Source organism: Pseudomonas migulae NBRC 103157 (genome assembly GCF_002091715.1).
Taxonomy (GTDB): Bacteria; Pseudomonadota; Gammaproteobacteria; order Pseudomonadales; family Pseudomonadaceae; genus Aquipseudomonas; species Aquipseudomonas migulae_A.
On sequence record NZ_BDAG01000017.1, the window covers coordinates 27,661 to 50,461 of the forward strand.

Below are 22,801 nucleotides of genomic sequence, written 5' to 3' on the forward strand. Positions count from 1 at the left end.
TTCGGTCTGATCCTGTCAGTCGACAGTGTGATCACCGCAATCCTTGTGGGAGCGGGCTTGCTCGCGAAGAGGCCGTATCAGCCAGCATTAATGGCGCCTGACACACCGCATTCGCGAGCAAGCCCGCTCCCACAAGGTTAGTGGCAGTCAGTTAGTTACTTGGTGTGTCGAGCAGGCGGAAGAACCGTTCGCGCACCTGAACGTTATCGCTGTGCGCCACGTTGAAACGCAGAAAGTGACTGGCGTCCGGCGCTTTGCTCAGCAGGGTGCCAGGCGCCAGCACCAGGTCGATATCCAGCCCCTTCCTCGCGAGCGTTTCGGCATGATGCCCGTCGGGCAATCGCGTCCAGATAAACAACCCTTCATGCGGCAGCGATGAAACGGAACACCCTGCCTCCACCAGCCAACCCGACACCCGACTGCTCGATTCGTAGAGCCGATCCACCGTGCGCCGGGTGTGTTTGGCGTAGCTGCCATCACTGAGCATCGTGCAGATAATCTGCTCCGCCAGTTCCGACGTCATGCCACCGCAGGCCATTTTCAGGGTGACCATCCGTGCCGCCAGTTGCGGCGAAAGCACCGCATAACTGACACGACTGTTGGCCGTCAGGGTCTTGGAGAAACCGGAGACGTAACTGACATTGTCCAGCCCGCCCGCAGCCAGGCGCGGCGTTGTTCGTTGCTGCATGTCGCAATACAAATCGTCTTCGACGATGTGAAAACCATAACGGTGGCTCAACTCCAGCAAGCGATAGACCTGCGCCGGGGAGAACGAGTGCCCGGTCGGGTTGTGCAGGGTGTTGTTGGTCATGTAGAGCACGGGCCGATGGGCAATCAGCAATTGCTCCAAGGCGTCGAGGTCCATGCCGTCGATGCCCCGGTGGATGGTGATGACTTTGGCGCCATGCAAGGCCAGATTGGTGTGCATGGTGAAGTAACACGGATCGTCGAGCAGCACCGTGTCGCCGGGTTTGACCAGCAGACGCATCAGCATGTCGATGGCCTGCACGGTGTTGGCGGTGGTGATGATCTGGTCCACCGGCACTTCGATGCCCAAGGTCGCCAGTTTGACCCGCAACGCTTCGCGCAGCGGCAGATAACCGGCGGCGACGCCGTATTCACCCATGCGCAGGGAGGTTGCGCGCAGGGTGCCGCGCACGGCTTTCAGCAATTCTTCTGCCGGCAGCCACGAGGAAGGCAGGAAACCGGCACCAGGGCGCAACGCGCCGTTGTCCTGCAGCACTGCGCGACGGACCACGCTGAGGGTGTCCTGGGGTTGCAGGTCCGGGCCGGCATCGGTCTTGAGCGTGGCGGTGGAACGGTGCACGTAATGCCCCGAACCCTGGCGTGAAACCACCAGACCCTTGGCCCGCAGGCGGTCCAGTGCATCCACCACCGTGGACTTGCCCACGTTCATCAACTCGGAGAGTTCGCGAATCGGCGGCAGCCGCGAGCCGTGAGGCAGCCCGCCCTGGCTGATCGCCACCGACAATTGATCGACGATCTGCTGGACCAGCGGCACTCCCGGCTGGAACTCGATGGCGGCGATCACTGCTCGCTGAACCTGCATTTTACTGGTCTCTCCGGCAGTAAAGTTCGTTTGATTCTATACGAACTTGCTCTGATGAAAACAAGCGACTCTCTCTACCATCACCTTACAGACTTTCCTGATTGTTCGCGCTGGACGCCTGAACAATCGCTGGTTCCAGAGGTGTTGCATGAGTGTTCAAACCACGGTCGCCGTCGCCAAACCGGTGATCAACATCCGCCTGTTCACGATCCGGATCATCACCGCCGTGTCGCTGTTTGCCGTGCTGGGCAAGGCCAACGTCTGGCTCGACACCGCCACCAACAGCATCCTCGCCCTGGGTTATCGGGCCTTGCTGTTGCTGCTGCCGCTGACATTGCTGGTGCTGGGCCGTCGGTCATTGAGCGTCACACTCATGTGTGCTGCCCTCGGGCTGTTGCTGCTGGCGGTCACCAGCAACCAGGGCATGGTGATGTTCGCGGCGGCGTTGTTCGCCTACGGCATTGCCATTGCCGGTTACCTGATCAAGAGCGAAGCCGCCCAGACCAAAGAGGGCGCTGCCTACAACCGCGTCGCCATGAACATGGGCAGTCTGGTGGCGGGGTTGATCCTGCTGTCGCCGCTGCTGACGCCCACCCTGTTTTTCCTCGGTGCCGCAGGTTTCGTCCTGTTGTGCCTGCCCATCGCCATGGGCGCGACCTTTACCACCCAACCGGTGGTTGCAAGCCCGGTCACCCATGACGGCAGCGGCTGGCGCAACAAACTGCCGTGGGTGATCGCCGGCATCATCATGGGCATCAAGCTGTTTGGCGTGTTCTCGATCCTGCCCCAGGCGATCCTGCTCAAGACCGGTGAATTGCCGGCCTGGTATGGCTTGATGCTGATCCTCAACAGCGCCGTGGTGGTATTCGCCCAAGTGCCAGTGATGAAACTGATCGAGCGCACCGGGCGCTTCAAGGTGGTCGCGGTCATCGGGATCATCATCGGCGGCTTCGCCGTGCTCTCGTCGCCGGATGCGTTCCACGTCGAAACCCTTGCCGGCGCGTTGATCTGGGTTGCGCTGCTGTCCATCGCCGAGTGCGCGTTCAGCTATCTCGATTACTTCTCCGTCAAACAAAACAACATGTTCGTCAAGGAAGTGTCCCTGGGCGTCGGTGCCGGGCTGACGGTGTTGATCATGCGGGTCATGCCGCCGCCCTACAGCGCCTTGGTACTGGCGGCCATCGGCGCGGGCGGCATCCTCGCCTGGTACTGGCTCAACCGCAGAGCGAACGCGTCGCTGCACGACTGAGTCCTCGCACTTGCGTTTTTTACTCCACAGGTCGGAGGTTTCATGAACACCACGTCATGCGTAGTAGTGGTCGGGTACAACGGCAACCGGGTTCACGATATCCAGAAGCTGCGCGACCTCTGCAAGACGCTCTATAACGCCAGGCTGATCCTGGTGGTCGAGCAGATTCAAGCCGATGACGATCAGGTGGCGGACCACGTCTGCACGGCCTCGATGGCACCGCAGGACATCGCCGACTCCGTCGATCTGCTGGTCGGTTGCCTGAGTGCCGATTGCTGGAAGCTGGTAGGCGTCCTGCCATTTTCCGACCGTGGCGTGTTGCTGGGCGCGGCGTTGGCTACGCATTTCGGCCTGCCCGGCATTACCCCCGGCGAGGCGCGGGCGGGGTTGGATAAACAGATTTTTCGCACGCTGGAAGCGGCCGCCGACACGGCGCCCGAGGATTACCGTCCGGTGTTTTCCGCACGTATCGAAAGCCTGGGAGAACTGCGTCAGCGGGTCGTCGAACTGGGCGGCAGAGCCTTCATCAAACCCGCCTGCGAAGGCGCAAGCAGGGGTTGCCGGGTCATCCATCACCCGTCCGAATGCGATGAGGCCTGGCAGGCGCTCAAGCCGTATCGAGAAGGCGGCATCGTCCTCGAAGAGTTGATTCAGAACGCCCGGGAATACAGTTGGGATTACGTCGCGGGCAGCACTTGGGTCACTGAGAAAACCACCACCGAAGGCGCCTATCGCGCAGAAATCCAGCAAGTGGTGCCGGCACCGTTGGCGGCTGACGTACAGGCTCGCCTGGCGGCTGCCGGTCGCCATATGTCCGGACTGGTCTCACTGGAAAACGGCGCCTATCACAACGAAATCTTCCTGCGCCGCGACGGCCTGACTTCGGCGGTGGAAACCAACATGCGCCCTGGCGGCATGCATATCTGGGACCTGGCCCGTCTGGCGTTTGTCGATTTCGATCCATGGGAACGCTGGGTCCGGTGGGCGGTAGAAGGCAAGGTCGACCATCAGGATCCCGTTGCCCGTGGCTATTGCGGCATTCGTCTGCTCAGGGCACCGGCCGGTGGTCTTTTGCGCTTCGTGCCCGACATCCAGTCCCTGGCCCGGGAGCTGAACATCGAGCTGGTCGAGGCGGTGTACGCCAAGCGCCTCAGTGATTCAGTCACCGCACTGGTGAAAGACAACACGTCGTTTATCGGCCACATCGTATTGTTCAGCGAAGACTACGGGCAGCTCAGCGACAACCTGCTGCGCCTGGCAGAGGCGATCGAATCGCGCGTCGAAGTCACATGCCTGGCTGTGCCGGCGAGAGCCGTGGGTTGAGCCTTCGGGATCAATGTTTCAAGCATTATTGGTTTAAGAGGGTTGAATGAATGATTGAGCAAAAAATGTCGTGTGACGAACGTTTCATCACCCTGGCGAAAGAACTCGACTACGACATCTACGGCGAGAACACAGTGGGCGGACGTTACGCACCGCTGGTTCGGCATCACGATGAAATCTACATCAGCGGTCTGGTACCGCGCGTGAGCGGCAAAATGCAATACCCGGGCAGGGTCGGGCTTGAGCTCAGCCTGATGGACGCACAAGCGGCGGCCAGCATCAGCGCCATGCGCGGGCTGGCACTGATCGTTGATGCCATCGGTTCACTGGACAAAATAAAGTCGCTGATACGGGTCACGGTTTACGTGAAGTGCACGGCGGACTTTGTTGATCTCAGTGAAGTTGCCAACGGCGCATCGGATGTCTTCAGTCATGTGCTGGGCGATGCGGGGAAACATACTCGAACCACTGTCGGTGTCTACCAACTACCGAAAAATGCCGCCGTGGAAGTTGACATGATTGTGGCGCTGCGGCCCTCGGTGTTGTGAGTATTAGTTGCTCGGCTTTACAGTGATCGATTGTTCGCCTAGTGTCAGGTCGACTCAAAGTCGATAATAAATCGGTGTGCGCGGATGAATAACATTCAAGGTGGTTTTTTTTCATATAAGGACTTTCGCCAGAGTTTGAACCCACCGCCGGTCAATGCCCGGGTGTGGAAGGGTGACGAACTCACAGGCATGCGTAAGAACCTCGAAGCCAGCGAGATCGATATTGTCGCCCTGGCTCACGACGACAGCACCGAAGGCTGCAAGTTGACGCCAGGGATGGCGGTGTCCATGCAATGGTTGAAACCGGGCACGACGCTGAATGGCCATGCGCATTCCTGGTGGCACCTGTTCATCATTCAGTCCGGCAGCGGCGCGTTGACCTTGGGCGATGCCGATGCAGTGGACGTCAGCCCCGGTGACGTGTTGCTGGTGCCAGCCTGGACCCGACACGGCTTCGTCAACACCAGCGCCACTGAACCGCTGGCCATGCTGAACATGAGCAACATGCCCCAGATGGCGCAACTCTCCAATGCGGCAGACGCCACGGTCTGACACGCTCAACCTTCCCCTCTGTGACTCACCAGGGAGTCTGCATTCGCAGACTCCCTTTTTTATTTCTGCCCCTCCTGGGTATTTGTGTCTTTAAACTTCTGTATCCGTAGAAACAGCTAATTTCTGTATCTGTTCAGCGCTTAAGCAACTAACTACGATCGTTTCCAATGCAACGGATTATTGTGGTTAAAGCAAGGGAGCGTTCTATGGAAAGTACGAAGCTGAAACTGTATGTCGGCGCAGATTTTGTCAGTGCTTTTGCGCTGTCAGCATTTGTGGCGTTGAAAGAGAAACAACTTTCATTTGAACTTGTCACGCTGGATTTGAAAGCGCGTGAGAACTATAAGTCGAGTTATCAAGATATCTCTCTGACGTGCAAGATCCCCACGTTGATTCACGACGGTTTCGCATTGTCGGAATCTTCGGCCATTGCCGAATATCTGGACGAGATAGCGCCGGGGCATCCAAAACTGTTCCCGCTGGACATCAAGCAGCGCGCCCGCGCCCGCCAACTCCAGGCCTGGTTGCGCAGTGATCTGCTGGTCATTCGCAAAGAGCGTCCGGCAGACCTCATTTACTTCGGCAAGAAAGAAACCCCGTTGTCGGATGAAGCCCACGCAGCTGTCGCGAGACTGTTCTTTGTCGCCGACCGGTTGCTGGAGGAGGGCGCCGATCATCTGTTCGGAGACTGGAGCATCGCCGACACCGACCTGGCAATCATGCTCAACCGATTGCTCGCCAATGGCGATCGCGTTCCTCAGCGGCTCGCGGCCTATGTGCGTCGGCAATGGGATCGCGACAGCGTCCGGGCATGGATAGACATAGAGCGCGCAGCGCCGGCCATTCAGTGAAAACGCCAGGCAATCACCAGGAGCGCTGCCATGCAGGGACTGTCGGAGCAGGAAAGATACAAACCCTATAACTCACGCACCATTCGCGACACGCCGTATTGGCAAAAACTGACACCAGCGTTGCAGGAAGCCATGACCGTGGTGGCCCGGGTCATGCCGTTTCGCACCAATGACTATGTCCTCGGTACGCTGATCGACTGGAACAACATTCCGGATGATCCGATTTTCCGCATGACCTTTCCCCACAAGGACATGCTGCTGCCGGACGAGTACGCGTCGCTTAAACAGTTGATCGAGCGCGATGACGCCGTCGCGATCAAGCGTCGGATCGAGGCGATCTGGCTGCGCATGAACCCGCACCCGGCCGGGCAGCTGACACACAACGGCGCGACCCTCGACGGAAAAGTCCTACCCGGTATACAGCACAAGTACCGCGAGACCGTGCTGTTTTTCCCCGGTGCCGGTCAGACGTGTCACGCGTACTGCACGTTCTGTTTCCGCTGGGCGCAGTTCATCGGCGAGGAAGAACTCAAGTTCAACGCGCGTGAGTCCCAGGAGCTGGTGAATTACCTGTGGGTGCACACCGAGGTGACCGACGTGCTGATCACCGGGGGCGACCCGATGATCATGAACACCCGGTCGCTGGCGGGGTATATCGAGCCGCTGCTGGAACTGCCCCACCTCAAGAGCATCCGCATCGGCACCAAGTCCGTGGCGTATTGGCCGCAACGGTTTGTCAGCGACAAGGACGCACCGGAACTGTTGGCGCTGTTTAAACGGATCGTCGCAGCGGGGAAACACCTGTCGATCATGGGGCACTACAACCACCCGGTGGAGATCCGCCAGGACATCGCTCGCCAGGCTGTCGAACGCATTCGTTCCACCGGGGCGACCTTGCGCATGCAGGCGCCGGTGATCCGCCACATCAACGAAAACCCCGCCGATTGGGCGGCGCTCTGGACCGAGGGCGTGCGGCTGGGGGCGGTGCCTTATTACATGTTTGTCGAGCGCGATACCGGGCCGAGCCACTACTTCGCGATGCCGCTGGTGCGGGCGTTCGAGATTTTCCAGGCGGCTTACCGAACGGTCTCCGGGCTGGCGCGCACAGTGCGCGGGCCATCGATGAGCACGTTTTACGGGAAGGTGTTGATCAACGGCATCGAGACCGTGGCCGGGGAAAAAGTCTTCGTGTTGCAGTTTCTTCAGGCCCGGGACCCGCAATGGGTATTGCGCACCTTCTATGCGCGCTTCGATCCGCACGCGACCTGGTTCGATGAGCTGCGACCGGCGTTTGGCGAGCGCTCGTTTTTCTTTCAGCCGGAGCCTGTAGCAGCGCCCGAATTGATACCGGTCTTGCTCGAAACGGCGTAAGAAAATTCATCAGGAGATAGGGATATGAGCGGCATTCCGTTTGACCAGCGAGAAGGTTTTATCTGGCTCGATGGCGAGTTCGTCGAGTGGTCCGAGGCGCGCTTGCATGTGCTGACCCATGGTTTGCATTACGCGAGCACCGTGTACGAAGGGGAGCGTGTCTACAACGGCAAGATCTTCAAACTGCGTGAGCACAGCGAGCGGCTGTACCGCTCGGCGCAGTTGATGGATTTCGCGATTCCCTATGAGTTGGCCGAACTGGAAGCGGCCAGCCATGAACTGCTGCAACGCAACAACGTGGTCGACGGTTATCTGCGGCCAGTGGCGTGGCGCGGCAGTGAAATGATCTCGACCTCGGCCCGCTTCAACCGCGTGCACGTGGCGATCGCCTGCTGGCAATGGCCGAGTTACTTCGACCCGGCGGGGCACATGGGCGGCATTCGTTTGAAGACCGCCGAGTGGCGTCGGCCGCCGCCCAGCAGCAGCCCGTTCGAAGCCAAGGCGTCCGGGCATTACCAGATCGCCACGCTCAGCAAACACGATGCGGAAAACAACGGTTATCACGATGCGCTGATGCTCGACTGGCGCGGCCATGTCGCCGAAGCCACCAGTGCCAACGTGTTCTTCGTCAAGGGCCGGACGCTGCACACGCCGCTACCCGATTGTTTTCTCAATGGCATCACTCGCCAGACCGTCATCGAACTGGCCGGGGCGCTGGATTACCAGGTGGTCGAGCGCACGATTCTTCCTACTGAGCTTGGCGACTTCGATGAGTGTTTTCTGACGGGCACCGCCGCTGAAATCACCCCCGTGCAGAGCATCGACGAACAGCGCTATCGACCGGGCAACGCCTGTCGCGAATTCATTGCCGCTTACACCTCAACCGTTAACGCCTGATAAACCGCCAGGAACACCACCATGTCAGATCAAGGGATTGTTGCGTCTAAACCTTACGTTTCACTGGGCCACCGCCATGATGAATTGTCATCCCGTGGCTGGACGGTGCTGACCCCAGCCGAATTTGCCTACGATGTCGTCGGCACGCTGCAGGCGTTCGGTCAGGTCATTCCGCAATTCAACGGGCAGACGGCGTTCGCCATTACCCGCAAGCCGGGGTATGAAGCGTTGCCGTACTCCCAGAGCATGAACGGCATCGGCCCGCACACCGAAGCGCCGGTCTATGGGCCGCCGCCGCGTTATCTGGCGTTGCATTGTCATCATCAGGCTACCTGTGGTGGCGGGCATACGGGGTTGGTCGACGGAATCGAGTTCCTGGCGTACCTCGAACGCACCGAACCCGAGTTGCGCGAATGGATCGACGACACACCCGTAGAGTTCGTCGCCACCGCCAAACCGGGTGAGGCGGCGCAAACCAGGGTCAAGGAGTACATCCTGACGCCTACAGAGGACGGGGACATTTTCCGCTTCAGCTACAACCAGTTTCACTACGGCGATGTGAATCCTTCCGAGGACGATTTGCAGCAATCGAAGGTGACGAGCAGTTCATCGCCCCTGGCCAGGTTCGCGCTGCTCGGCGAGGAATATTTCATCCAGCACAACACGCCGGTGCTGATTCCCGACGGCTGCATGCTGATTTGGGACAACTGGCGAATGATCCACGCCCGCAGTCGATACACTGACCCGGCGCGCAACCTGACCCGCTACTGGCTGGCCTGATTCATCCGTCGCTCACTATTTAATCGGCGTACCCCTCAGCGGGTACGCGTCCTACAGGTATCGCGTCATGCAAACAGCAATCGAGATCGCCAAGGTCGATCATCAACTGGTCGTGCGGCTCAATCAGGCATGGACCAAAAGGGCCACGGTGTGTGCGCCGGACAAGGCCTCGGTCAGCGAAGCGTTCGATCCGGCACGCCCGGATTATCCGGAGTGCATGGTGCCGTTCTTCCATCACCCGAAATTCCAGGCCCTTAGCGACGAGCTCAAAAGCACCGTCGTGACTTGGGGCTGGATCGGTTACAACCTGCGTACGGTCACGGCGGAAGAGCACGTGGTGAACCCGGCGCTGAGCGTCATCGCCAATCAGTACCTGGGTAAAAACGACTGGCACTTTCGCGAGGCGATGCAGCAGACGTTGATCGACGAGCACTACCACACGCTCATGCACCTTCGCGCCATCGAGCGGACCAAAGAGGAGCGCGCACTCGATCAGGATCTGGAGTTGCCGCCCTCGGTCACCTATCTGCGCCTTGTCGCGCTGCGAGAAACATTGCCCGAGCAGTGGCAGCGCGACCTGGCGGCGATCACCTTTGCGGTGGTGGCCGAGATCAGCGTCAACGCTTACCTGGATCTGCTGGCCGACGACCAAACCATTCAACCGCAGAACCGCCGCGTGGCAGAGCTGCATAACCGCGACGAATACGCCCACAGCAAGATTCTCGCTGAAGTGGCGAAGGTCATGTACGCGAACATGCAGCCGACCCAACGGGCATTTTTCGCACAGACGTTGTCGGTGGCGCTGAGTGCCTTTGTCGCTCAGGACTACTCGATGTGGGAGGCGATTCTCACGCAGCTCGGCGTCGAGGATGCGGCGCTGATCATCGCCGACACTCGCGAGAGCAACAAGAACGCCACGATCATGCGCGACTACAGCGGCCTGCATCGTCTGGCGCAGGATCTGGGAATTACCGACGAGATCGATTTCGACTTCCGTCCGACCCTCAAAGCGGCGGCCGTGGCCTGATTCAGGAGGTGAAAATGTCCGTTCCTGTGTACGAAGTGTTTGCCATCCGTGTCGGCGCCAATGCCCAACGCACCGCCCGGGAGAATTTTCTTTACGACGCTTGCTGCGGAGATCCGAACGCGTCGATGCCGTTGGACTACTACTTCTGGGTCATTCGCAACGAGCAACAGGTCATCGTAGTCGACACCTGTTTTCAACCGGCCACAGCCGATCGGCGCAACCGTCAGATGTATCGCCTGCCGGAAGAATCCCTACGCCAACTGGACATCGATCCGGCGCAGGTCGAGAACCTGATCCTCACCCATTTGCACTGGGATCACGCCGGCAACCTGGGGTTGTTTCCGAAAGCCACGGTGCATCTGCAGGAAGCGGAGCTGCGCTTCTGCACCGGACCGAAAATGGCCCATCGCACGGTAAACAAAACCTACGAAGTCGAAGATGTGATGTCGGCGCTGCCACCGCTGTTCGAAGGCCGGTTGCGCTTGCATACCGGCGCGGTCGAGGTGATTCCGGGTGTGACGCTGCACCCGGTGGGTGGCCATACGCCGGGTAGCCAGGTGGTGCGGGTGAACACCGAGCGCGGGTGGATTGTGCTGGCGTCGGATGCTGCGCATTTGTGGGCGAACATTCGCCAGCGCAGCCCGTTTCCGATCCTGGATGATCTGGCACAGACGCTGGAAGCGTTTATCGAAATCGACCGTTTGGCTGACAGCGAAGACCACGTCATTCCCGGTCATGACCCATTGATTGCCGAGCGATTCCCTCATTGGAACGATGATCCACACATCATTTGCCTGCACGCAAACCCCTTGTAGGAGCCGGCTTGCTGGCGATGGCGGCGGATCAGTCGACATCGATGGCGTCAGACATAACGCCATCGCCAGCAAGCCGGCTCCTACAGGATGACGTGTCAGCTTTGGGTTTTGAGGAGTTGGCCCAATGTCGCCAGCGCCTCATCTATCTTCGGCGAATAAGGCGCCCCACACCCAATCCGCACAAAGTGACCAAAGCGCTGCGCATTGGAAAAGATATCCCCAGGGGAAATCTGAATGCCCGCCTTCAACGCCTCCCGAAACAGCGCCATGGCCGAATAGTGTCGAGGCAGTTCCACCCACAGCAATGTGCCGCCCCGAGGGTCCGTCACACAGGTGCCCGGAGGGAAATAGCGGGTGATTGCGGCACTCATCTGTTGGCGTTGTTGCGTCAGGGTTTTCCTCAGCCGACGCAGGTAACGCTCGTAGGAAGGCGTCTTCATGAACGCACCCACCGCCAGTTGCGACAACGTCTCACAGCCGCGGGTCTGAGTGTGTTTGAGCATTTCCACGCGCTCGTGCCATTTTCCCGCGCTGATCCAGCCCAGGCGCAAGCCCGGTGCCAGGGTTTTGTTCAGCGAGGCGCAATAGATCACATTGTCACTGCAGTCCCAGTGTTTGAGCGTGGACAACGGCTGCTCGGTATCCACCAGATCGCCATAGGTGTCATCTTCGATCAGCACGGTGCCGTGCTCGGCGCACAGTTGCACCAACCGCGCCTTGTTGGCGTCGGGCATGATGCTGCCCAGCGGATTCTGCAGGTTGGGAATGACGATCAGCGCCCGAATTCGTTCGGGTTTTTGCAGTAGTTGTTCCAGTGCGAACAGGTTGATGCCCGCGTGGCCCGTTGCCGGGACTTCCAGCACTCGCAGGTTCAGGCTTTCGAGAATTTGCAGCAAGCCGTAGAAGGTCGGCGACTCCACGGCCACGGTGTCACCGGGTTGGGTGACCGCACGCAAGGCCAGGTTGATTGCTTCGGTTGCGCCGTTGGTGATCACAATCTTCTCGGCAGTCAAATTGGCTTTGGCGGTCAGCGCCCGTCGCGCCAGGATGTTACGCAAGGTGAGGTTGCCGCAGGTCGAGCCTTGGACACCCAGCAAATGCTGATCCTGACGCAGCGCCTTGATCATGTGCTCCTGCAAAATCTTCAACGGATAGAGCTCGGGTGCACAGTAGGCACTGGCGAAATTGACCTTGATCGTTGCACGCTGGCTGGCCTTGAGCACCGATGACACCAACTCGTGAATGCCGAGATAGACGTCGGTGTCGGGGGGCGGGGGAGTCATCTCGACAGGTTTGGGCAAGTTATCCGGCTGGCGAATGTAGTTGCCGGAACGTGGGCGGGCTTCCAGGACGCCGTAGTCCTCGAGCTCTCGGCAAACCTGCACGGCGGTCGACAGGCTGACGGCATGTTTTTCCATCATCAGCCGAATGGAGGGAAAACGTTCACCGGTTTTCAAGGTGCCGCTGCGGATTGCATCGAGGTAGTGGTTGGCTAACTGACGGTACAAAGGGGTTGTGTGCATGACGACCTCAGCAATCGCACCACTGAAGTCTTGAGCTGGAAAGTGAGATGACGCTCCCCGCAGGCGGACCCGTGGTGCTCAAGGGTGAAGGGAAGTGTTTATTCGGGTGTCGATACTGTGAGAGTAATCGTGCTTTTAGCGGAATCGCGGGCAATAAAAAGCCCCGCTCTAGGGCGGGGCTTTTAGGTCAGTGGCGCCTGAAGCGCTGCTGATGGACCGTGTTACTGCGCGGCGATGCTGTAGCCATCGAACGCGGTTTGCTGCTGAAGTGCGGTAATGATGTTTTTGCGGTTGACCGCTTGTTCCGTCCCGGCGCTGTCCAGGAACGTCTCGCTTTCCAGCTCGGCTTCATCGCCCTCGCCAACGAAAGTGAAGCCCAGGAATTCCAGCGCTTCACGGTCAACGTTCAGTCGCGAGCGTGGTGTACGCAGCGGCAGGGTGACGCTCACGCCATCCTTGCTGATGGTAAACACTTCGACTTCTTTCTTGGCGCGGGCCGTTTTGCTCTTGCCGCTGGCCGGGTTGCTGATGGCTAGATGCGTCTGGTTCAGCACCTTCAATGCCAGGCCGTAGACGATTTCCTGAAACGCCGGATCGTCCTTGAAGCTGGAAAGAATGCGGCTGATCGAGAATTTGCTGCTCAGGTCTTCGAGGGCCGCGATATCGGCCGCTTCGGCGTCCTTGAGTTGCTTGAGTTCGCCCATCAGTTCGTAGGCTTTGTCGTCGTCGAAGCGGTCGTGGGCCTGGCGAATCGCGGCGCGCAGCTCGCGGATCTGGTCGCTTTCACGGGTGGACTGGAAAGCGTCCAGAACCATCTCGCTGATGGTCTTGGCCTGGGGCACATGCTGTGAAAGATTGATGGAGTTTTCGTATTCCGCTTTGGACGACAAGGTGACTACGGATTCAGCGGTATTGGAATCGGACATTGAAATTTCACTACTTCTTTAAACTTGGGTTTAGGCGAGAAAGCGCTGGGCCTTTTCAGGCCGCCTAATCTATTGGACCGAGACGGCGTTGTCACGGATTCCTACTTCCCCGGCGAATTCAGGTTCATGGAACGCACCGCCCATTGCTCTGCAGTCTGTTGATCGACCGGTAACGTGAAGCGAAAGGTCGCGCCACGTCCGGGCACATCGATCAGCTGGATATCGCGACCGTGCAGTTGCAGGATCCGATGGACGATTCTCAGCCCGAGTCCGCCATCGCGTCGTGCGCCGCCAATGTTGAACGGGCGCAGGAATAGCCCTTCGCGCAGTTCAGGTGCGATGCCGGGGCCGGTGTCGCTGACGGTGACTTCGATAAACGATCCTTGTGGACGCAGGCTCAATTCGATATCCCCACCTTGAGGGGTATGACGCAGGGCGTTGTCGAACAGGTTGGTGAGGACCCGTTCGATCAGCCCCAGGTCTGCGCAAGCGGCCGCCACGTTGGGCGCGAAGCTGGCCTTCAGTTCAACCTGGCGCGCCTCGGCGGTGAGTTCGAATTTCTGGAAGATGTCCTGCACCAGGTCGGTCAGGGAGAAGCGCTCCAGCACGGGCTGCACGAAACCGTGCTCCAGGCGCACCAGTTCCAGCAACGATTGCGCCAGGCCGCCGACCTTTCGGCTTTGATCCAGAGCGATGCCCAGGTAGCGGCGACGGTCGGCGGGGGACAGCGTGGCGTCCTTGAGTGACAAGGTTTCCAGATAACCGTGCAACGAGGCCAAGGGCGTACGCAGGTCGTGGGAAATGTTCGCCACCAGTTCGCGGCGCTCCTGATCCTGACGGGTCAGCGAACGCCATTGTTCGCTGAGGCGCGCCTGCATCTGCCGGAAGGTGGCGTCGAGGATGGCGATTTCGTCGTGGCTGGCGGTTTTTTCCGCCGGGGCTGGCGCGGGTGGCGTCGCCGGGACACCATCAATGTCGAACTGGCTGACGGTTTCGGTCAACCGACGCAACGGCCGGGTGATCAGCGCAAAGGCTGTGAGACCGGCAATCAGGCAAAGCAATGCGACCAGTCCGATAGACAGCAGGGCCGTGTTGAGGGCTGCACTGGTGGCGCCCCGTTCCGCCAGGCGATCGTGGTCTTCGCCGAGCAACACCACGTAAAGATAACCGACAGGCTTACCGTCGACCTTCAACGGTGCAGCGCTGAACACCTTGCGCGCATCGACGCTGCGCGGGTCGTCGCCGAGAATCGGCAGGGCATCACCCTTGAGCAGGCGCTGGATGGGCGCAAGGTCGACCCGTTCCCGGTGAATCCGGCCTTCGGGCGCCGCGCTGCCGACAATCCTGCCCCCGATGTCGAGCAGATAGACCTCGACACTGGGATTGACCAGCATCAGCTTGCTGAACAGGTCTCGCACGGCATCGGGCATCAGGCCCTGGGTGTCCATCAGCACCGTGTCGCTGGCGATATGTTGGGCCAGATCCCGCGACAGTCCTTGCACCACTTCCTGTTCATGCATCTGGTTGGAACGCACCTGCATCCAGGCCGAGGTGCCGCAGCACACCAGCAACAGCACGGCGAAAACCAGAGACAGCCGTTGCGTCAGGGTCAGCTTCATGGCTGTTCCTCTCTGGCCGCGAATTTGTAGCCACGGCCCCACACCGTGAGGATGCGCACCGGTTGCGCGGGATCGGCCTCGATCTTTGCCCGCAGGCGGTTGATGTGGGTATTGACCGTGTGCTCGTAGCCTTCATGGCTGTAACCCCACACGGCGTTGAGCAGGTCCATGCGCGAGAACACTTTGCCGGGCTGGCGGGCGAAGAAATACAGCAGGTCGAACTCCCGTGGCGTGAGGTCGAGGCGCCGACCGTCAAGGGACACCTCGCGGGTGATCGGGTCGATGGAGAGGCCGTCGATGATCAGGCTGCCGGCGTCCATTTTCAGGTTGCGCGCCATGGCGTCGACCCGTCGCAGCAACGCCTTGACCCGGGCGACCAGCTCGAGCATGGAAAAGGGTTTGGCCAGGTAATCATCGGCGCCGAGTTCCAGGCCCAGTATCCGATGCACTTCGCTGGAGCGCGCACTGGTGATGATGATCGGGGTATAGCGGGCCATGGCGCGGGCGCGGCGGCAGATTTCCAGGCCGTCGACACCCGGCAGCATCAGGTCGAGGATCAGCGCGTCCCAGTTTCCTTGCTGCAGCAATCGCATGCCTTCATCGCCATCGGCGCAGTGCACCACCTCGAACTGCTCATCGCGCAGATGCAGGCAGATAAGGTCGGCGATATGCAGATCGTCCTCGACCACGAGGACGCGTTTGGTCGGTTCCATCAAGCTCAATCCTTCGGCGCAATGAGCGCATTGTGCGGGTTTTCCAGGGCCAGAGTTATCACGAATTGTTTAACTTCCCGTGAGGATTTGGCGAACTACCCAAGCCTAGGCTGTGTTCCATGAAAGGCATTTTGGATTTTTGGAGACGGCCATGTTTTCACGGCGACAATTTCTACTGGCGAGCGGCGGGCTGGGGGCTGCAGCCCTGGTGATCGGTGTATTGCCAAAATTTGCCGCTCGTTCCGCACTGGTCAGTGAGGCCAGTGCCGAGGAGGTTTTCGAGGTGACCCACAGCGACAGCGAATGGCGCGCCCTGCTAAGCGCCGAGCAGTACGAAATCCTGCGCGAGGAGGGCACCGAACGGGCCTACAGCAGTGCGCTGAACAACGAGCACCGTGAGGGCATCTTTGCCTGTGCCGGTTGCGATCTGCCGCTGTTCTCCTCTGCAACCAAGTTCGACAGCCACACCGGTTGGCCGAGTTTCTGGGCCCCGCTGGACAAGGCCGTGGCGACCCGTCAGGACCGATCCTTCGGCGTGTTGCGCGAAGAGGTTCACTGTCGGCGTTGCGGTGGTCATCTGGGGCATGTTTTCGATGACGGGCCCAAGCCCACCGGCCTGCGTTACTGCATGAACGGTCTGGCGATGACCTTCAAGCCACAGGCGGCCTAACCCTCTCTCTCATTTCATGCAGGTCGACGTTATGTGGCTTCTGGTCCTCGCTTATCTCGGTGGTGTGCTGACGATCGTCAGCCCGTGCATTCTGCCGGTACTGCCGTTTGTCTTCGCCCGCACCGGGCAGCCGTTCATGAAGAGCAGCTTGCCGCTGCTGGCGGGGATGGCACTGACCTTCGCGCTGGTCGCCTCGTTGGCAGCGGTAGGTGGCGGTTGGGTGGTGCAGCTCAATCAGTACGGACGCTGGCTCGCTTTGGTGTTTGTTGCACTGTTCGGCTTGACGTTGTTGCTGCCGCAACTGGCTGAGCGCCTGACGCGTCCGCTGGTGGCGGCTGGCAGCCGTTTGTCGCAAGCCGCCGGTGCCGATTCGCGGCCGCGTCCCGGTGCTTCGTTCCTGATCGGTGTTGCAACTGGCTTGCTCTGGGCGCCGTGTGCCGGGCCGATTCTGGGCCTGGTACTCACCGGCGCCGCACTGCAAGGGGCAAGCATCGCAACCACCCTGTTGCTGTTGGCCTACGCCGCCGGTGCCGCCACTTCTCTCGCGGTGGCGTTGCTGCTGGGCGGTAAAGTCTTCGCTGCAATGAAGCGTTCCATCGGTGCTGGCGAGTGGGTTCGTCGAGGTTTGGGCGCTGCAATGCTGGCGGGTGTGGCGGCGATTGCCCTGGGGCTTGATACAGGGATTCTGGCACGGGTTTCGACGGCCTCCACGGGCGGTATCGAACAGGCGCTGGTCGGACGGTTGGCCAGGTCTCCTAATGAAAGCGGGGCAATGATGGCGCGTGATCCCGGTGGTGTAATGAAAGCGGCCGACCAAAAGCCGGGCGCGCTGCCGATTGAAGGCAACCTTCCGGCGCTGGACGGCGCCGTGCAATGGCTCAATTCACCCCCTCTCACTGCTCAGGCGTTGAAAGGCAAAGTAGTGCTGGTGGATTTCTGGACCTACTCCTGCATCAATTGCCTGCGCACGCTGCCCTATGTAAAGGCGTGGGCCGAAAAGTATCGTGATCAGGGCCTGGTGGTGATCGGCGTCCATGCGCCCGAATTCGCTTTCGAACGGAATGTAGGCAACGTCACCAAAGCCATGAAGGACCTGGGCATCAACTACCCGGTGGCAATCGATAACGACTACAAGATCTGGCGAGCTTTCAACAACGAGTACTGGCCCGCCCACTATTTTGCCGACGCTCAGGGACGCATTCGCTATCACCACTTTGGCGAAGGCGATTACGCCGAGTCGGAGCGGGTGATCCAGCAATTGCTGCGTGAGGCGGGCGCCGCCAAGGTGGCCGACGGGTTGATCGATGCCAGTGCCGAGGGTGTTCAACTCGCGCCGGACATGAACGAAGTGCAGTCACCGGAAACCTACGTCGGCTACCAGCGCTCGGAGCATTTCGTCCCCGAAACCAGCCTGGTTCCCGACAAGTCGACGAACTACAACCCACCGTCGCAACTGGCCCTGAATGACTGGAGCCTGGGCGGTCAGTGGACTGTCGGCTCGGAGCGGGCCATATCAAGCGCGCCGGCCAGTCGCATCGTTTACCGCTTCCATGCTCGTGATTTGCACCTGGTGCTGGGGCCTGCCACCGATGGCAAACCGGTGCGCTTCAAAGTCCTGATTGACGGAAAAGCCCCTGGTGATGCCCACGGTACGGACGTCGCACCCGATGGCAGCGGCAGCGTGACCGAACAACGTTTGTATCAACTGGTGCGTCAACCCGGCGGTGTCACGGATCGAACCTTCAGCATCGAATTTCTCGATCCGGGCGTCTCGGCGTATGCCTTTACGTTCGGTTGATCGCCCCCTTTATTTCTCAGGAGTCAGCCTCATGAAAACCCTCTTCACCTGGCGCCGCACCCTGTTGGGGCTGGCTGCCGCAGGCATCATCGGCCAATGCTCGGCCTTCTCTTTCGGTGCTGGCGACGAAGCGGTCATCATTCCCCCGCCGGCCCTCGACGAAACCACCCAGGCCCATAGCGAAACGGCGGTCTTCGCCGGCGGTTGCTTCTGGGGCGTGCAAGGGGTGTTTCAGCATGTCAAAGGGGTGAAGAACGCGGTCTCCGGCTATGCCGGTGGTGCCGCCAACACCGCCCGATACGAACGAGTCAGCGATGGCGATACCGGTCACGCAGAAGCTGTCGAGGTCACCTTCGACCCCACTCAGGTCAGCTATGGCACCTTGTTGCAGATCTATTTTTCCGTCGCGCATAACCCAACCGAACTCAATCGACAGGGGCCTGACCACGGGACTCAGTACCGGTCGGCGATTTTCCCTGCAAACAGCGAGCAACAACGCGTCGCCCAGGCCTACATTGCCCAGCTGGATGCCGCCAAATCCTTCAACAAACCGATCGTCACCAAACTGGAAACCTATAACGGTTTCTACCCGGCGGAAGAGGAACATCAGGACTTTCTGACCGAGCATCCGACTTATCCGTACATCGTGATCAACGATCTACCGAAAGTAGCGCAGCTCAAACAGCTGTATCCGGAGCGGTATCAGGAAAAACCGGTGCTGGTGAAGTCGGGGTTGTAATCATTGTAGGAGCGATGCGGCCGAGGATTCGGGAAAGGGGGCATGATGCTCACCCCGAAATCACATTCTTGCCTGCCACCTTCGACCGATACAACGCCTGATCAGCCCTGGCCAGCAACCCGGTTTGTTGTTCTTCGTCAAAGCGCTGAACCACGCCAAAACTGAGGGTCAGTTGAAAGTCTCCCACCGGCGGCAAGTCGGCGAGGCTATTGCGGATGGTTTCGGCAAGGGTTCTGGCGTCGGCCAGCGGGGTGTTGGGCAAAATCATGATGAACTCATCACCCCCCCAACGCACCAGCAAATCGCCCTCGCGGACGCAACGCTTGACGCTTTCGACCACCTGCACCAACGCGGCATCACCCAGGGCATGACCGTAGTGATCGTTGATGTTCTTGAAGTCGTCGATGTCCATGGCGATCAGCGACAGGGGCTGTCGAAAGCGCTGGGCGCGGTCACATGCCTGGGGAAGGGCCTTACTCAGCCGATGTCGATTGGCGATTGAAGTCAGCGCGTCGGTTTCCGCCAGTTTGCGATTTTCTTCGAGTTGGACCTGCAATTGCTGGTTGACCCGGGATAGCTCTCGAGTGCGTTCTTCGACGATGGCTTCGAGGGATTGATTCCTTCGTTCAAGCGCTTCGAGCAGGCGTTTTTTGTCTTCAATGCAGCGGTGCGCACCGACCATGCGCGCGACCGAACCGTCGGCATTACGTGCAAGCACGTGGCCACGATCTTCGATCCAGATATAGCGCCCGTCCTGTGTGCGACAGCGATACTCGGCTTGATAACCGGGAGCCCGTTGGCTCAGGTAGTCGTCAAACAGGGCCATGACCCGCGGGTAATCGTCGGGGTGCATCACGTTTTCCCAGGTCAACACGTTGTTGTCGAGGGAGTGAGGTGCATAGCCAAGCATTTCGTACCAGCCGGGGTTGCGGTAAACGAAACCGGTATTGGCGTTCCAGTCCCAGATGCCGTCACTGACCAGTTCCATAATGGTGTGCAGCATGTTTTCGTTCAAATCGGACAGATTGAACTTCAACGCTTCGATATCCGAGGCCCCATCCATCACCGCTCTCCCTGACCAAAGTGACCCGTCAGTCGAGGAGATTAGTCGATGGCGCCTTCAGCCCGCTAGTGCTTGCCCCACATCCGCATGGCGAAGTCGACGAAACTGCGCAGTTTCGGCAAACGGTAGCGATCCTGTGCGTACATCAGGCTCATCGGCCGGTTCGGCGGCACGTAATCCGGCATCACGGCCACCAGTTTTCCGTTCTTGAGGTCTTGCTCCACCAATGCGTCGGGCAACAACACGATGCCCATGCCGGTGCGTGCCGCTTGATGCAATCCTGCGGAACTGTTGATCAGCATGGGGCCACTGACTGCCACAGTCACCTCGCCTTCGGCCCCGGTCAGGCGCCATTCCTTTTCCACCGAGTGCCAGTCATCGCCGGCCGGGTAGGCAAAGGACAGGCAATCGTGGTGTCGCAGGTCATCCGGTGTCTGCGGGTTGCCTCGGCGCGCCAGGTAGCTCGGTGACGCGCACATGGTCAGCGTGTAGTCCTCGAGTGGGCGGGCGATCAGGTTGGTCTGTTCCATGTTGCCCAGCCGAAACGCCACGTCGAAACCGTTTTCGAGCAGGTCCGGACGCCGGTTGGTGAGGACCACGTCCAGTTTGACCCGTGGACAAAGCCGGGCGAATTCGCTCAGCGCGGGCGCGAGTTTTTCGGTGCCGAACGTCAACGGTGCGGTGAGGCGCAGGGTGCCGCTCGGCTCGTCGAGGGCCTGCTCGGCCAGGCGTTCGGAATCGGCCACCAGCCCCAATACTTCGAGGCAACGCTGATAGTACGCGGTACCAAATTCTGTCAGCCGCTGGCGTCGCGTCGTACGGTTGAGCAAGCGCACACCCAGTCGTTGCTCCAGTGCCCGCAGGTGATTGCCCACCATGGTGGTCGACATTTCGCACTGAAAAGCGGCAGCGGTCATGCTGCCGGATTCCACCACTTTTACGTAAACGGTCATTGCCTGGAACAAATCCATTATCAAGCCCGGCTTTAAAATGATTGAAGTTTTGCAGTGTTTATCCAGTTCTGGTGGCTAACCATACTGCAAAAACACCGACTATTGATGGAGCTTGATGTCATGACCGCCGCCTGCCTGATGAGCACTTACCAACCACTGGCCTTGAGTTTCACTAAAGGCCTGGGCACACGCCTGTGGGATCAGGCCGGTCGTGAATACCTGGATGCGGTGGCGGGCGTGGCGGTGACCAATGTCGGCCACTCCCATCCCAGAATTGTTTCCGCCATCAGCGAACAGGCCGGGCTGTTGTTGCACACCTCCAACCTTTACAGCATCGACTGGCAACAGCGGCTGGCGCAGAAACTGACCCGATTGGCAGGCATGGAGCGGGCGTTCTTCAACAACTCCGGTGCCGAAGCCAACGAGACCGCGCTGAAACTGGCGCGGCTGCATGGCTGGCACAAAGGCATCGAGCAGCCCTTGGTGGTCGTCATGGAAAATGCCTTCCATGGCCGGACGCTCGGCACGCTGTCGGCCAGCGATGGCCCGGCGGTGCGCCTGGGTTTCAATGAATTGCCGGGGGATTTCGTCAAAGTGCCATTCGGCGATCTCAAGGCGCTGGACAAGGTGCAACAGGCCCACGGCCCGAGAATCGTGGCAATCCTGATGGAACCGATTCAGGGGGAGAGCGGTGTGCAACTGGCTCCGCCAGGCTACCTCAAAGCCGTGCGTGACCTGTGCAACCGGCGCGGATGGCTGATGATGCTCGACGAAATCCAGACCGGCATCGGTCGCACCGGCCAGTGGTTTGCGTTCCAGCATGAAGGCATCGCTCCGGACGTCATGACGTTGGCCAAAGGCCTGGGTAATGGCGTCCCCATCGGTGCCTGCCTGGCCCGGGGCAAAGCCGCCGACCTCTTCACCCCCGGCAGCCACGGCAGCACTTTCGGCGGTAATCCGTTGGCCTGTCGCGTGGGTTGCACCGTGCTGGAGATCATCGAAGAACAGGGCTTGCTGGAAAACGCCACAGTGCAGGGCGAGCGCCTGCTCGAAAGATTGCGCATTGAACTGGCTGATGAGCCGAACGTACTGGCCATCCGTGGTCAGGGTCTGATGATCGGCATCGAACTCAAGCAACCGATTCGCGACCTGACATTGATCGCCGCCCGGGATCACGGTTTGCTGATCAACGTGACACGGGGCAAGACCATCCGCCTCCTGCCGCCGCTGACGATTGATGAGCGGGAGGTGGGGATGATTGTCAGAGGGGTTTGTCGGGCGGTGGGTGCAGCCTCGGTTTTTACTCAGTAATGATATCTGCACATCACTACACGTATCTCATGGTCCTCAACTGCATAGACCAAGCGATGCTCGCCTGTAATTCGACGTGACCAGAAGCCGCTCAAATTGTGTTTGAGCGGTTCTGGCTTTCCGAGCCCGCCGAACGGTCCACGCTGGATGGATTTGATAAGCAGATTGATTCGTTTGAGCCCGGCCTTATCGTTTTGTTGGAACCACAAATAGTCTTCCCAACCTTCAGGAGTGAACTCGTTATTCATTCTTCGATAAGTTGCCTGGTTTTGGTTTTTCCCGCCCGCAGATTGCCGATTGATTTCATCAGGCGTTCAGCATTGGCTGGGGAGCGAAGCAGGTAAGCGGTTTCTTCGAGGGCGTTGTATTCCGCCAGAGACATCATCACCACGGGTTCGCCTTTCTGGCGAGTGACCAACAATGGAGCGCGATCTTCATTGACCCGATCCATGGTTTCGGCAAGGTGCGCGCGTGCAGTGGTGTAGTTGATGGTTTGCATGTTG

At 59.6% G+C, this 22,801-nt stretch carries 23 protein-coding genes; 14 read left to right on the top strand and 9 right to left on the bottom strand.

Translation table 11 applies throughout. From position 1 onward, the window contains the following. Positions 1-151: 151 nt before the first annotated feature. Complete coding sequence (locus PMI01S_RS14725; protein WP_084320728.1) at positions 152-1,570, bottom strand: aminotransferase-like domain-containing protein; 1,419 nt, start codon at positions 1,568-1,570, stop codon at positions 152-154. Between the two features lie 148 nt (positions 1,571-1,718). On the opposite strand from PMI01S_RS14725, the gene PMI01S_RS14730 reads away from it, so the two are divergent. The 10 genes from PMI01S_RS14730 to PMI01S_RS14775 all read left to right on the top strand — a co-directional run bounded on the left by PMI01S_RS14730 (position 1,719) and on the right by PMI01S_RS14775 (position 10,983). Continuing rightward, positions 1,719-2,819 (top strand): hypothetical protein, encoded by a 1,101-nt coding sequence (locus PMI01S_RS14730; protein WP_084320729.1) that lies wholly within the window; start codon positions 1,719-1,721, stop codon positions 2,817-2,819. Between the two features lie 42 nt (positions 2,820-2,861). Then, on the top strand, positions 2,862-4,142 hold the full coding sequence (locus PMI01S_RS14735) for an ATP-grasp domain-containing protein (RefSeq protein ID WP_084320730.1): 1,281 nt from the start codon (positions 2,862-2,864) through the stop codon (positions 4,140-4,142). 50 nt (positions 4,143-4,192) lie between these two features. Next, positions 4,193-4,690: a RidA family protein gene (locus tag PMI01S_RS14740; protein ID WP_178118260.1), complete on the top strand. Its 498-nt coding sequence runs from the start codon at positions 4,193-4,195 to the stop codon at positions 4,688-4,690. An 84-nt stretch (positions 4,691-4,774) separates the two neighbouring features. Beyond that, positions 4,775-5,242 (top strand): cupin domain-containing protein, encoded by a 468-nt coding sequence (locus PMI01S_RS14745; protein ID WP_084320731.1) that lies wholly within the window; start codon positions 4,775-4,777, stop codon positions 5,240-5,242. 206 nt (positions 5,243-5,448) lie between these two features. Next, complete coding sequence (yfcF, locus tag PMI01S_RS14750) at positions 5,449-6,093, top strand: glutathione transferase (protein ID WP_084320732.1); 645 nt, start codon at positions 5,449-5,451, stop codon at positions 6,091-6,093. Between the two features lie 30 nt (positions 6,094-6,123). Then, positions 6,124-7,464: a KamA family radical SAM protein gene (locus PMI01S_RS14755; RefSeq protein ID WP_084320733.1), complete on the top strand. Its 1,341-nt coding sequence runs from the start codon at positions 6,124-6,126 to the stop codon at positions 7,462-7,464. Between the two features lie 24 nt (positions 7,465-7,488). Continuing rightward, the gene (locus tag PMI01S_RS14760) at positions 7,489-8,361 is read left to right on the top strand and encodes a branched-chain amino acid aminotransferase (RefSeq protein ID WP_084320734.1); all 873 of its coding nucleotides are present in this window, start codon (positions 7,489-7,491) and stop codon (positions 8,359-8,361) included. A 21-nt stretch (positions 8,362-8,382) separates the two neighbouring features. Continuing rightward, on the top strand, positions 8,383-9,141 hold the full coding sequence (locus PMI01S_RS14765) for a TauD/TfdA family dioxygenase (RefSeq protein WP_084320735.1): 759 nt from the start codon (positions 8,383-8,385) through the stop codon (positions 9,139-9,141). A 67-nt stretch (positions 9,142-9,208) separates the two neighbouring features. Further along, positions 9,209-10,168 (top strand): diiron oxygenase, encoded by a 960-nt coding sequence (locus PMI01S_RS14770; RefSeq protein WP_084320736.1) that lies wholly within the window; start codon positions 9,209-9,211, stop codon positions 10,166-10,168. A 14-nt stretch (positions 10,169-10,182) separates the two neighbouring features. Continuing rightward, a complete protein-coding gene (locus PMI01S_RS14775; RefSeq protein WP_084320737.1) occupies positions 10,183-10,983 on the top strand; it encodes an N-acyl homoserine lactonase family protein in 801 nt (266 codons plus the stop codon). Between the two features lie 95 nt (positions 10,984-11,078). Here PMI01S_RS14775 and PMI01S_RS14780 read toward each other — a convergent pair whose 3' ends face one another. The 4 genes from PMI01S_RS14780 to PMI01S_RS14795 all read right to left on the bottom strand — a co-directional run bounded on the left by PMI01S_RS14780 (position 11,079) and on the right by PMI01S_RS14795 (position 15,764). Next, complete coding sequence (locus PMI01S_RS14780; protein ID WP_084320738.1) at positions 11,079-12,506, bottom strand: aminotransferase-like domain-containing protein; 1,428 nt, start codon at positions 12,504-12,506, stop codon at positions 11,079-11,081. Positions 12,507-12,727: 221 nt separating this feature from the next. Then, a complete protein-coding gene (locus PMI01S_RS14785) occupies positions 12,728-13,432 on the bottom strand; it encodes a hypothetical protein (RefSeq protein WP_084320739.1) in 705 nt (234 codons plus the stop codon). Positions 13,433-13,533: 101 nt separating this feature from the next. After that, positions 13,534-15,051, bottom strand: a complete 1,518-nt coding sequence (locus tag PMI01S_RS14790) for a sensor histidine kinase (RefSeq protein WP_084320740.1) — start codon at positions 15,049-15,051, stop codon at positions 13,534-13,536. Further along, positions 15,048-15,764: a response regulator transcription factor gene (locus tag PMI01S_RS14795; protein WP_084320741.1), complete on the bottom strand. Its 717-nt coding sequence runs from the start codon at positions 15,762-15,764 to the stop codon at positions 15,048-15,050. The genes PMI01S_RS14790 and PMI01S_RS14795 overlap by 4 nt, the downstream gene beginning before the upstream one ends. A 151-nt stretch (positions 15,765-15,915) precedes the next feature. Here PMI01S_RS14795 and msrB point away from each other — a divergent pair, with 151 nt between their 5' ends. From msrB to msrA, 3 genes are read left to right on the top strand one after another with little or no spacing between them, the layout of a single operon-like run. Beyond that, on the top strand, positions 15,916-16,434 hold the full coding sequence (gene msrB / locus PMI01S_RS14800; RefSeq protein WP_084320742.1) for a peptide-methionine (R)-S-oxide reductase MsrB: 519 nt from the start codon (positions 15,916-15,918) through the stop codon (positions 16,432-16,434). Positions 16,435-16,465: 31 nt separating this feature from the next. After that, complete coding sequence (locus tag PMI01S_RS14805) at positions 16,466-18,232, top strand: cytochrome c biogenesis protein DipZ (protein ID WP_084320807.1); 1,767 nt, start codon at positions 16,466-16,468, stop codon at positions 18,230-18,232. A 31-nt stretch (positions 18,233-18,263) separates the two neighbouring features. After that, positions 18,264-18,971 carry a peptide-methionine (S)-S-oxide reductase MsrA gene (msrA, locus tag PMI01S_RS14810; protein WP_084320743.1) on the top strand — a complete coding sequence of 236 codons (708 nt, stop codon included), beginning with the start codon at positions 18,264-18,266 and terminating at the stop codon, positions 18,969-18,971. A gap of 49 nt (positions 18,972-19,020) precedes the next feature. Here msrA and PMI01S_RS14815 read toward each other — a convergent pair whose 3' ends face one another. Next, positions 19,021-20,034: a sensor domain-containing diguanylate cyclase gene (locus PMI01S_RS14815; protein ID WP_084320744.1), complete on the bottom strand. Its 1,014-nt coding sequence runs from the start codon at positions 20,032-20,034 to the stop codon at positions 19,021-19,023. A gap of 65 nt (positions 20,035-20,099) precedes the next feature. Next, complete coding sequence (locus tag PMI01S_RS14820; protein WP_084320745.1) at positions 20,100-21,005, bottom strand: LysR family transcriptional regulator; 906 nt, start codon at positions 21,003-21,005, stop codon at positions 20,100-20,102. Between the two features lie 102 nt (positions 21,006-21,107). Between PMI01S_RS14820 and PMI01S_RS14825 the strand changes: the two genes are divergently transcribed. Beyond that, on the top strand, positions 21,108-22,298 hold the full coding sequence (locus tag PMI01S_RS14825; protein ID WP_084320746.1) for an aspartate aminotransferase family protein: 1,191 nt from the start codon (positions 21,108-21,110) through the stop codon (positions 22,296-22,298). Here PMI01S_RS14825 and PMI01S_RS14830 read toward each other — a convergent pair. Both PMI01S_RS14830 and PMI01S_RS14835 read right to left on the bottom strand, forming a co-directional pair. Beyond that, positions 22,292-22,546, bottom strand: coding sequence for a Txe/YoeB family addiction module toxin (locus tag PMI01S_RS14830; RefSeq protein ID WP_084320747.1), 255 nt, complete (start codon positions 22,544-22,546; stop codon positions 22,292-22,294). The two genes, PMI01S_RS14825 and PMI01S_RS14830, sit on opposite strands and share 7 nt — an antisense overlap. Next, positions 22,543-22,797 (bottom strand): type II toxin-antitoxin system prevent-host-death family antitoxin, encoded by a 255-nt coding sequence (locus PMI01S_RS14835; protein ID WP_084320748.1) that lies wholly within the window; start codon positions 22,795-22,797, stop codon positions 22,543-22,545. The genes PMI01S_RS14830 and PMI01S_RS14835 overlap by 4 nt, the downstream gene beginning before the upstream one ends. Between the last annotated feature and the right edge of the window lie 4 nt (positions 22,798-22,801).

Bases quoted from the DNA above. Each gene is read 5' to 3' on its own strand.
- PMI01S_RS14725 (WP_084320728.1), bottom strand. From the start codon at position 1,570: ATGCAGGTTCAGCGAGCAGTGATCGCCGCCATCGAGTTCCAGCCGGGA.
- PMI01S_RS14730 (WP_084320729.1), top strand. From the start codon at position 1,719: ATGAGTGTTCAAACCACGGTCGCCGTCGCCAAACCGGTGATCAACATC.
- PMI01S_RS14735 (WP_084320730.1), top strand. From the start codon at position 2,862: ATGAACACCACGTCATGCGTAGTAGTGGTCGGGTACAACGGCAACCGG.
- PMI01S_RS14740 (WP_178118260.1), top strand. From the start codon at position 4,193: ATGATTGAGCAAAAAATGTCGTGTGACGAACGTTTCATCACCCTGGCG.
- PMI01S_RS14745 (WP_084320731.1), top strand. From the start codon at position 4,775: ATGAATAACATTCAAGGTGGTTTTTTTTCATATAAGGACTTTCGCCAG.
- yfcF (WP_084320732.1), top strand. From the start codon at position 5,449: ATGGAAAGTACGAAGCTGAAACTGTATGTCGGCGCAGATTTTGTCAGT.
- PMI01S_RS14755 (WP_084320733.1), top strand. From the start codon at position 6,124: ATGCAGGGACTGTCGGAGCAGGAAAGATACAAACCCTATAACTCACGC.
- PMI01S_RS14760 (WP_084320734.1), top strand. From the start codon at position 7,489: ATGAGCGGCATTCCGTTTGACCAGCGAGAAGGTTTTATCTGGCTCGAT.
- PMI01S_RS14765 (WP_084320735.1), top strand. From the start codon at position 8,383: ATGTCAGATCAAGGGATTGTTGCGTCTAAACCTTACGTTTCACTGGGC.
- PMI01S_RS14770 (WP_084320736.1), top strand. From the start codon at position 9,209: ATGCAAACAGCAATCGAGATCGCCAAGGTCGATCATCAACTGGTCGTG.
- PMI01S_RS14775 (WP_084320737.1), top strand. From the start codon at position 10,183: ATGTCCGTTCCTGTGTACGAAGTGTTTGCCATCCGTGTCGGCGCCAAT.
- PMI01S_RS14780 (WP_084320738.1), bottom strand. From the start codon at position 12,506: ATGCACACAACCCCTTTGTACCGTCAGTTAGCCAACCACTACCTCGAT.
- PMI01S_RS14785 (WP_084320739.1), bottom strand. From the start codon at position 13,432: ATGTCCGATTCCAATACCGCTGAATCCGTAGTCACCTTGTCGTCCAAA.
- PMI01S_RS14790 (WP_084320740.1), bottom strand. From the start codon at position 15,051: ATGAAGCTGACCCTGACGCAACGGCTGTCTCTGGTTTTCGCCGTGCTG.
- PMI01S_RS14795 (WP_084320741.1), bottom strand. From the start codon at position 15,764: ATGGAACCGACCAAACGCGTCCTCGTGGTCGAGGACGATCTGCATATC.
- msrB (WP_084320742.1), top strand. From the start codon at position 15,916: ATGTTTTCACGGCGACAATTTCTACTGGCGAGCGGCGGGCTGGGGGCT.
- PMI01S_RS14805 (WP_084320807.1), top strand. From the start codon at position 16,466: ATGTGGCTTCTGGTCCTCGCTTATCTCGGTGGTGTGCTGACGATCGTC.
- msrA (WP_084320743.1), top strand. From the start codon at position 18,264: ATGAAAACCCTCTTCACCTGGCGCCGCACCCTGTTGGGGCTGGCTGCC.
- PMI01S_RS14815 (WP_084320744.1), bottom strand. From the start codon at position 20,034: ATGGATGGGGCCTCGGATATCGAAGCGTTGAAGTTCAATCTGTCCGAT.
- PMI01S_RS14820 (WP_084320745.1), bottom strand. From the start codon at position 21,005: ATGGATTTGTTCCAGGCAATGACCGTTTACGTAAAAGTGGTGGAATCC.
- PMI01S_RS14825 (WP_084320746.1), top strand. From the start codon at position 21,108: ATGACCGCCGCCTGCCTGATGAGCACTTACCAACCACTGGCCTTGAGT.
- PMI01S_RS14830 (WP_084320747.1), bottom strand. From the start codon at position 22,546: ATGAATAACGAGTTCACTCCTGAAGGTTGGGAAGACTATTTGTGGTTC.
- PMI01S_RS14835 (WP_084320748.1), bottom strand. From the start codon at position 22,797: ATGCAAACCATCAACTACACCACTGCACGCGCGCACCTTGCCGAAACC.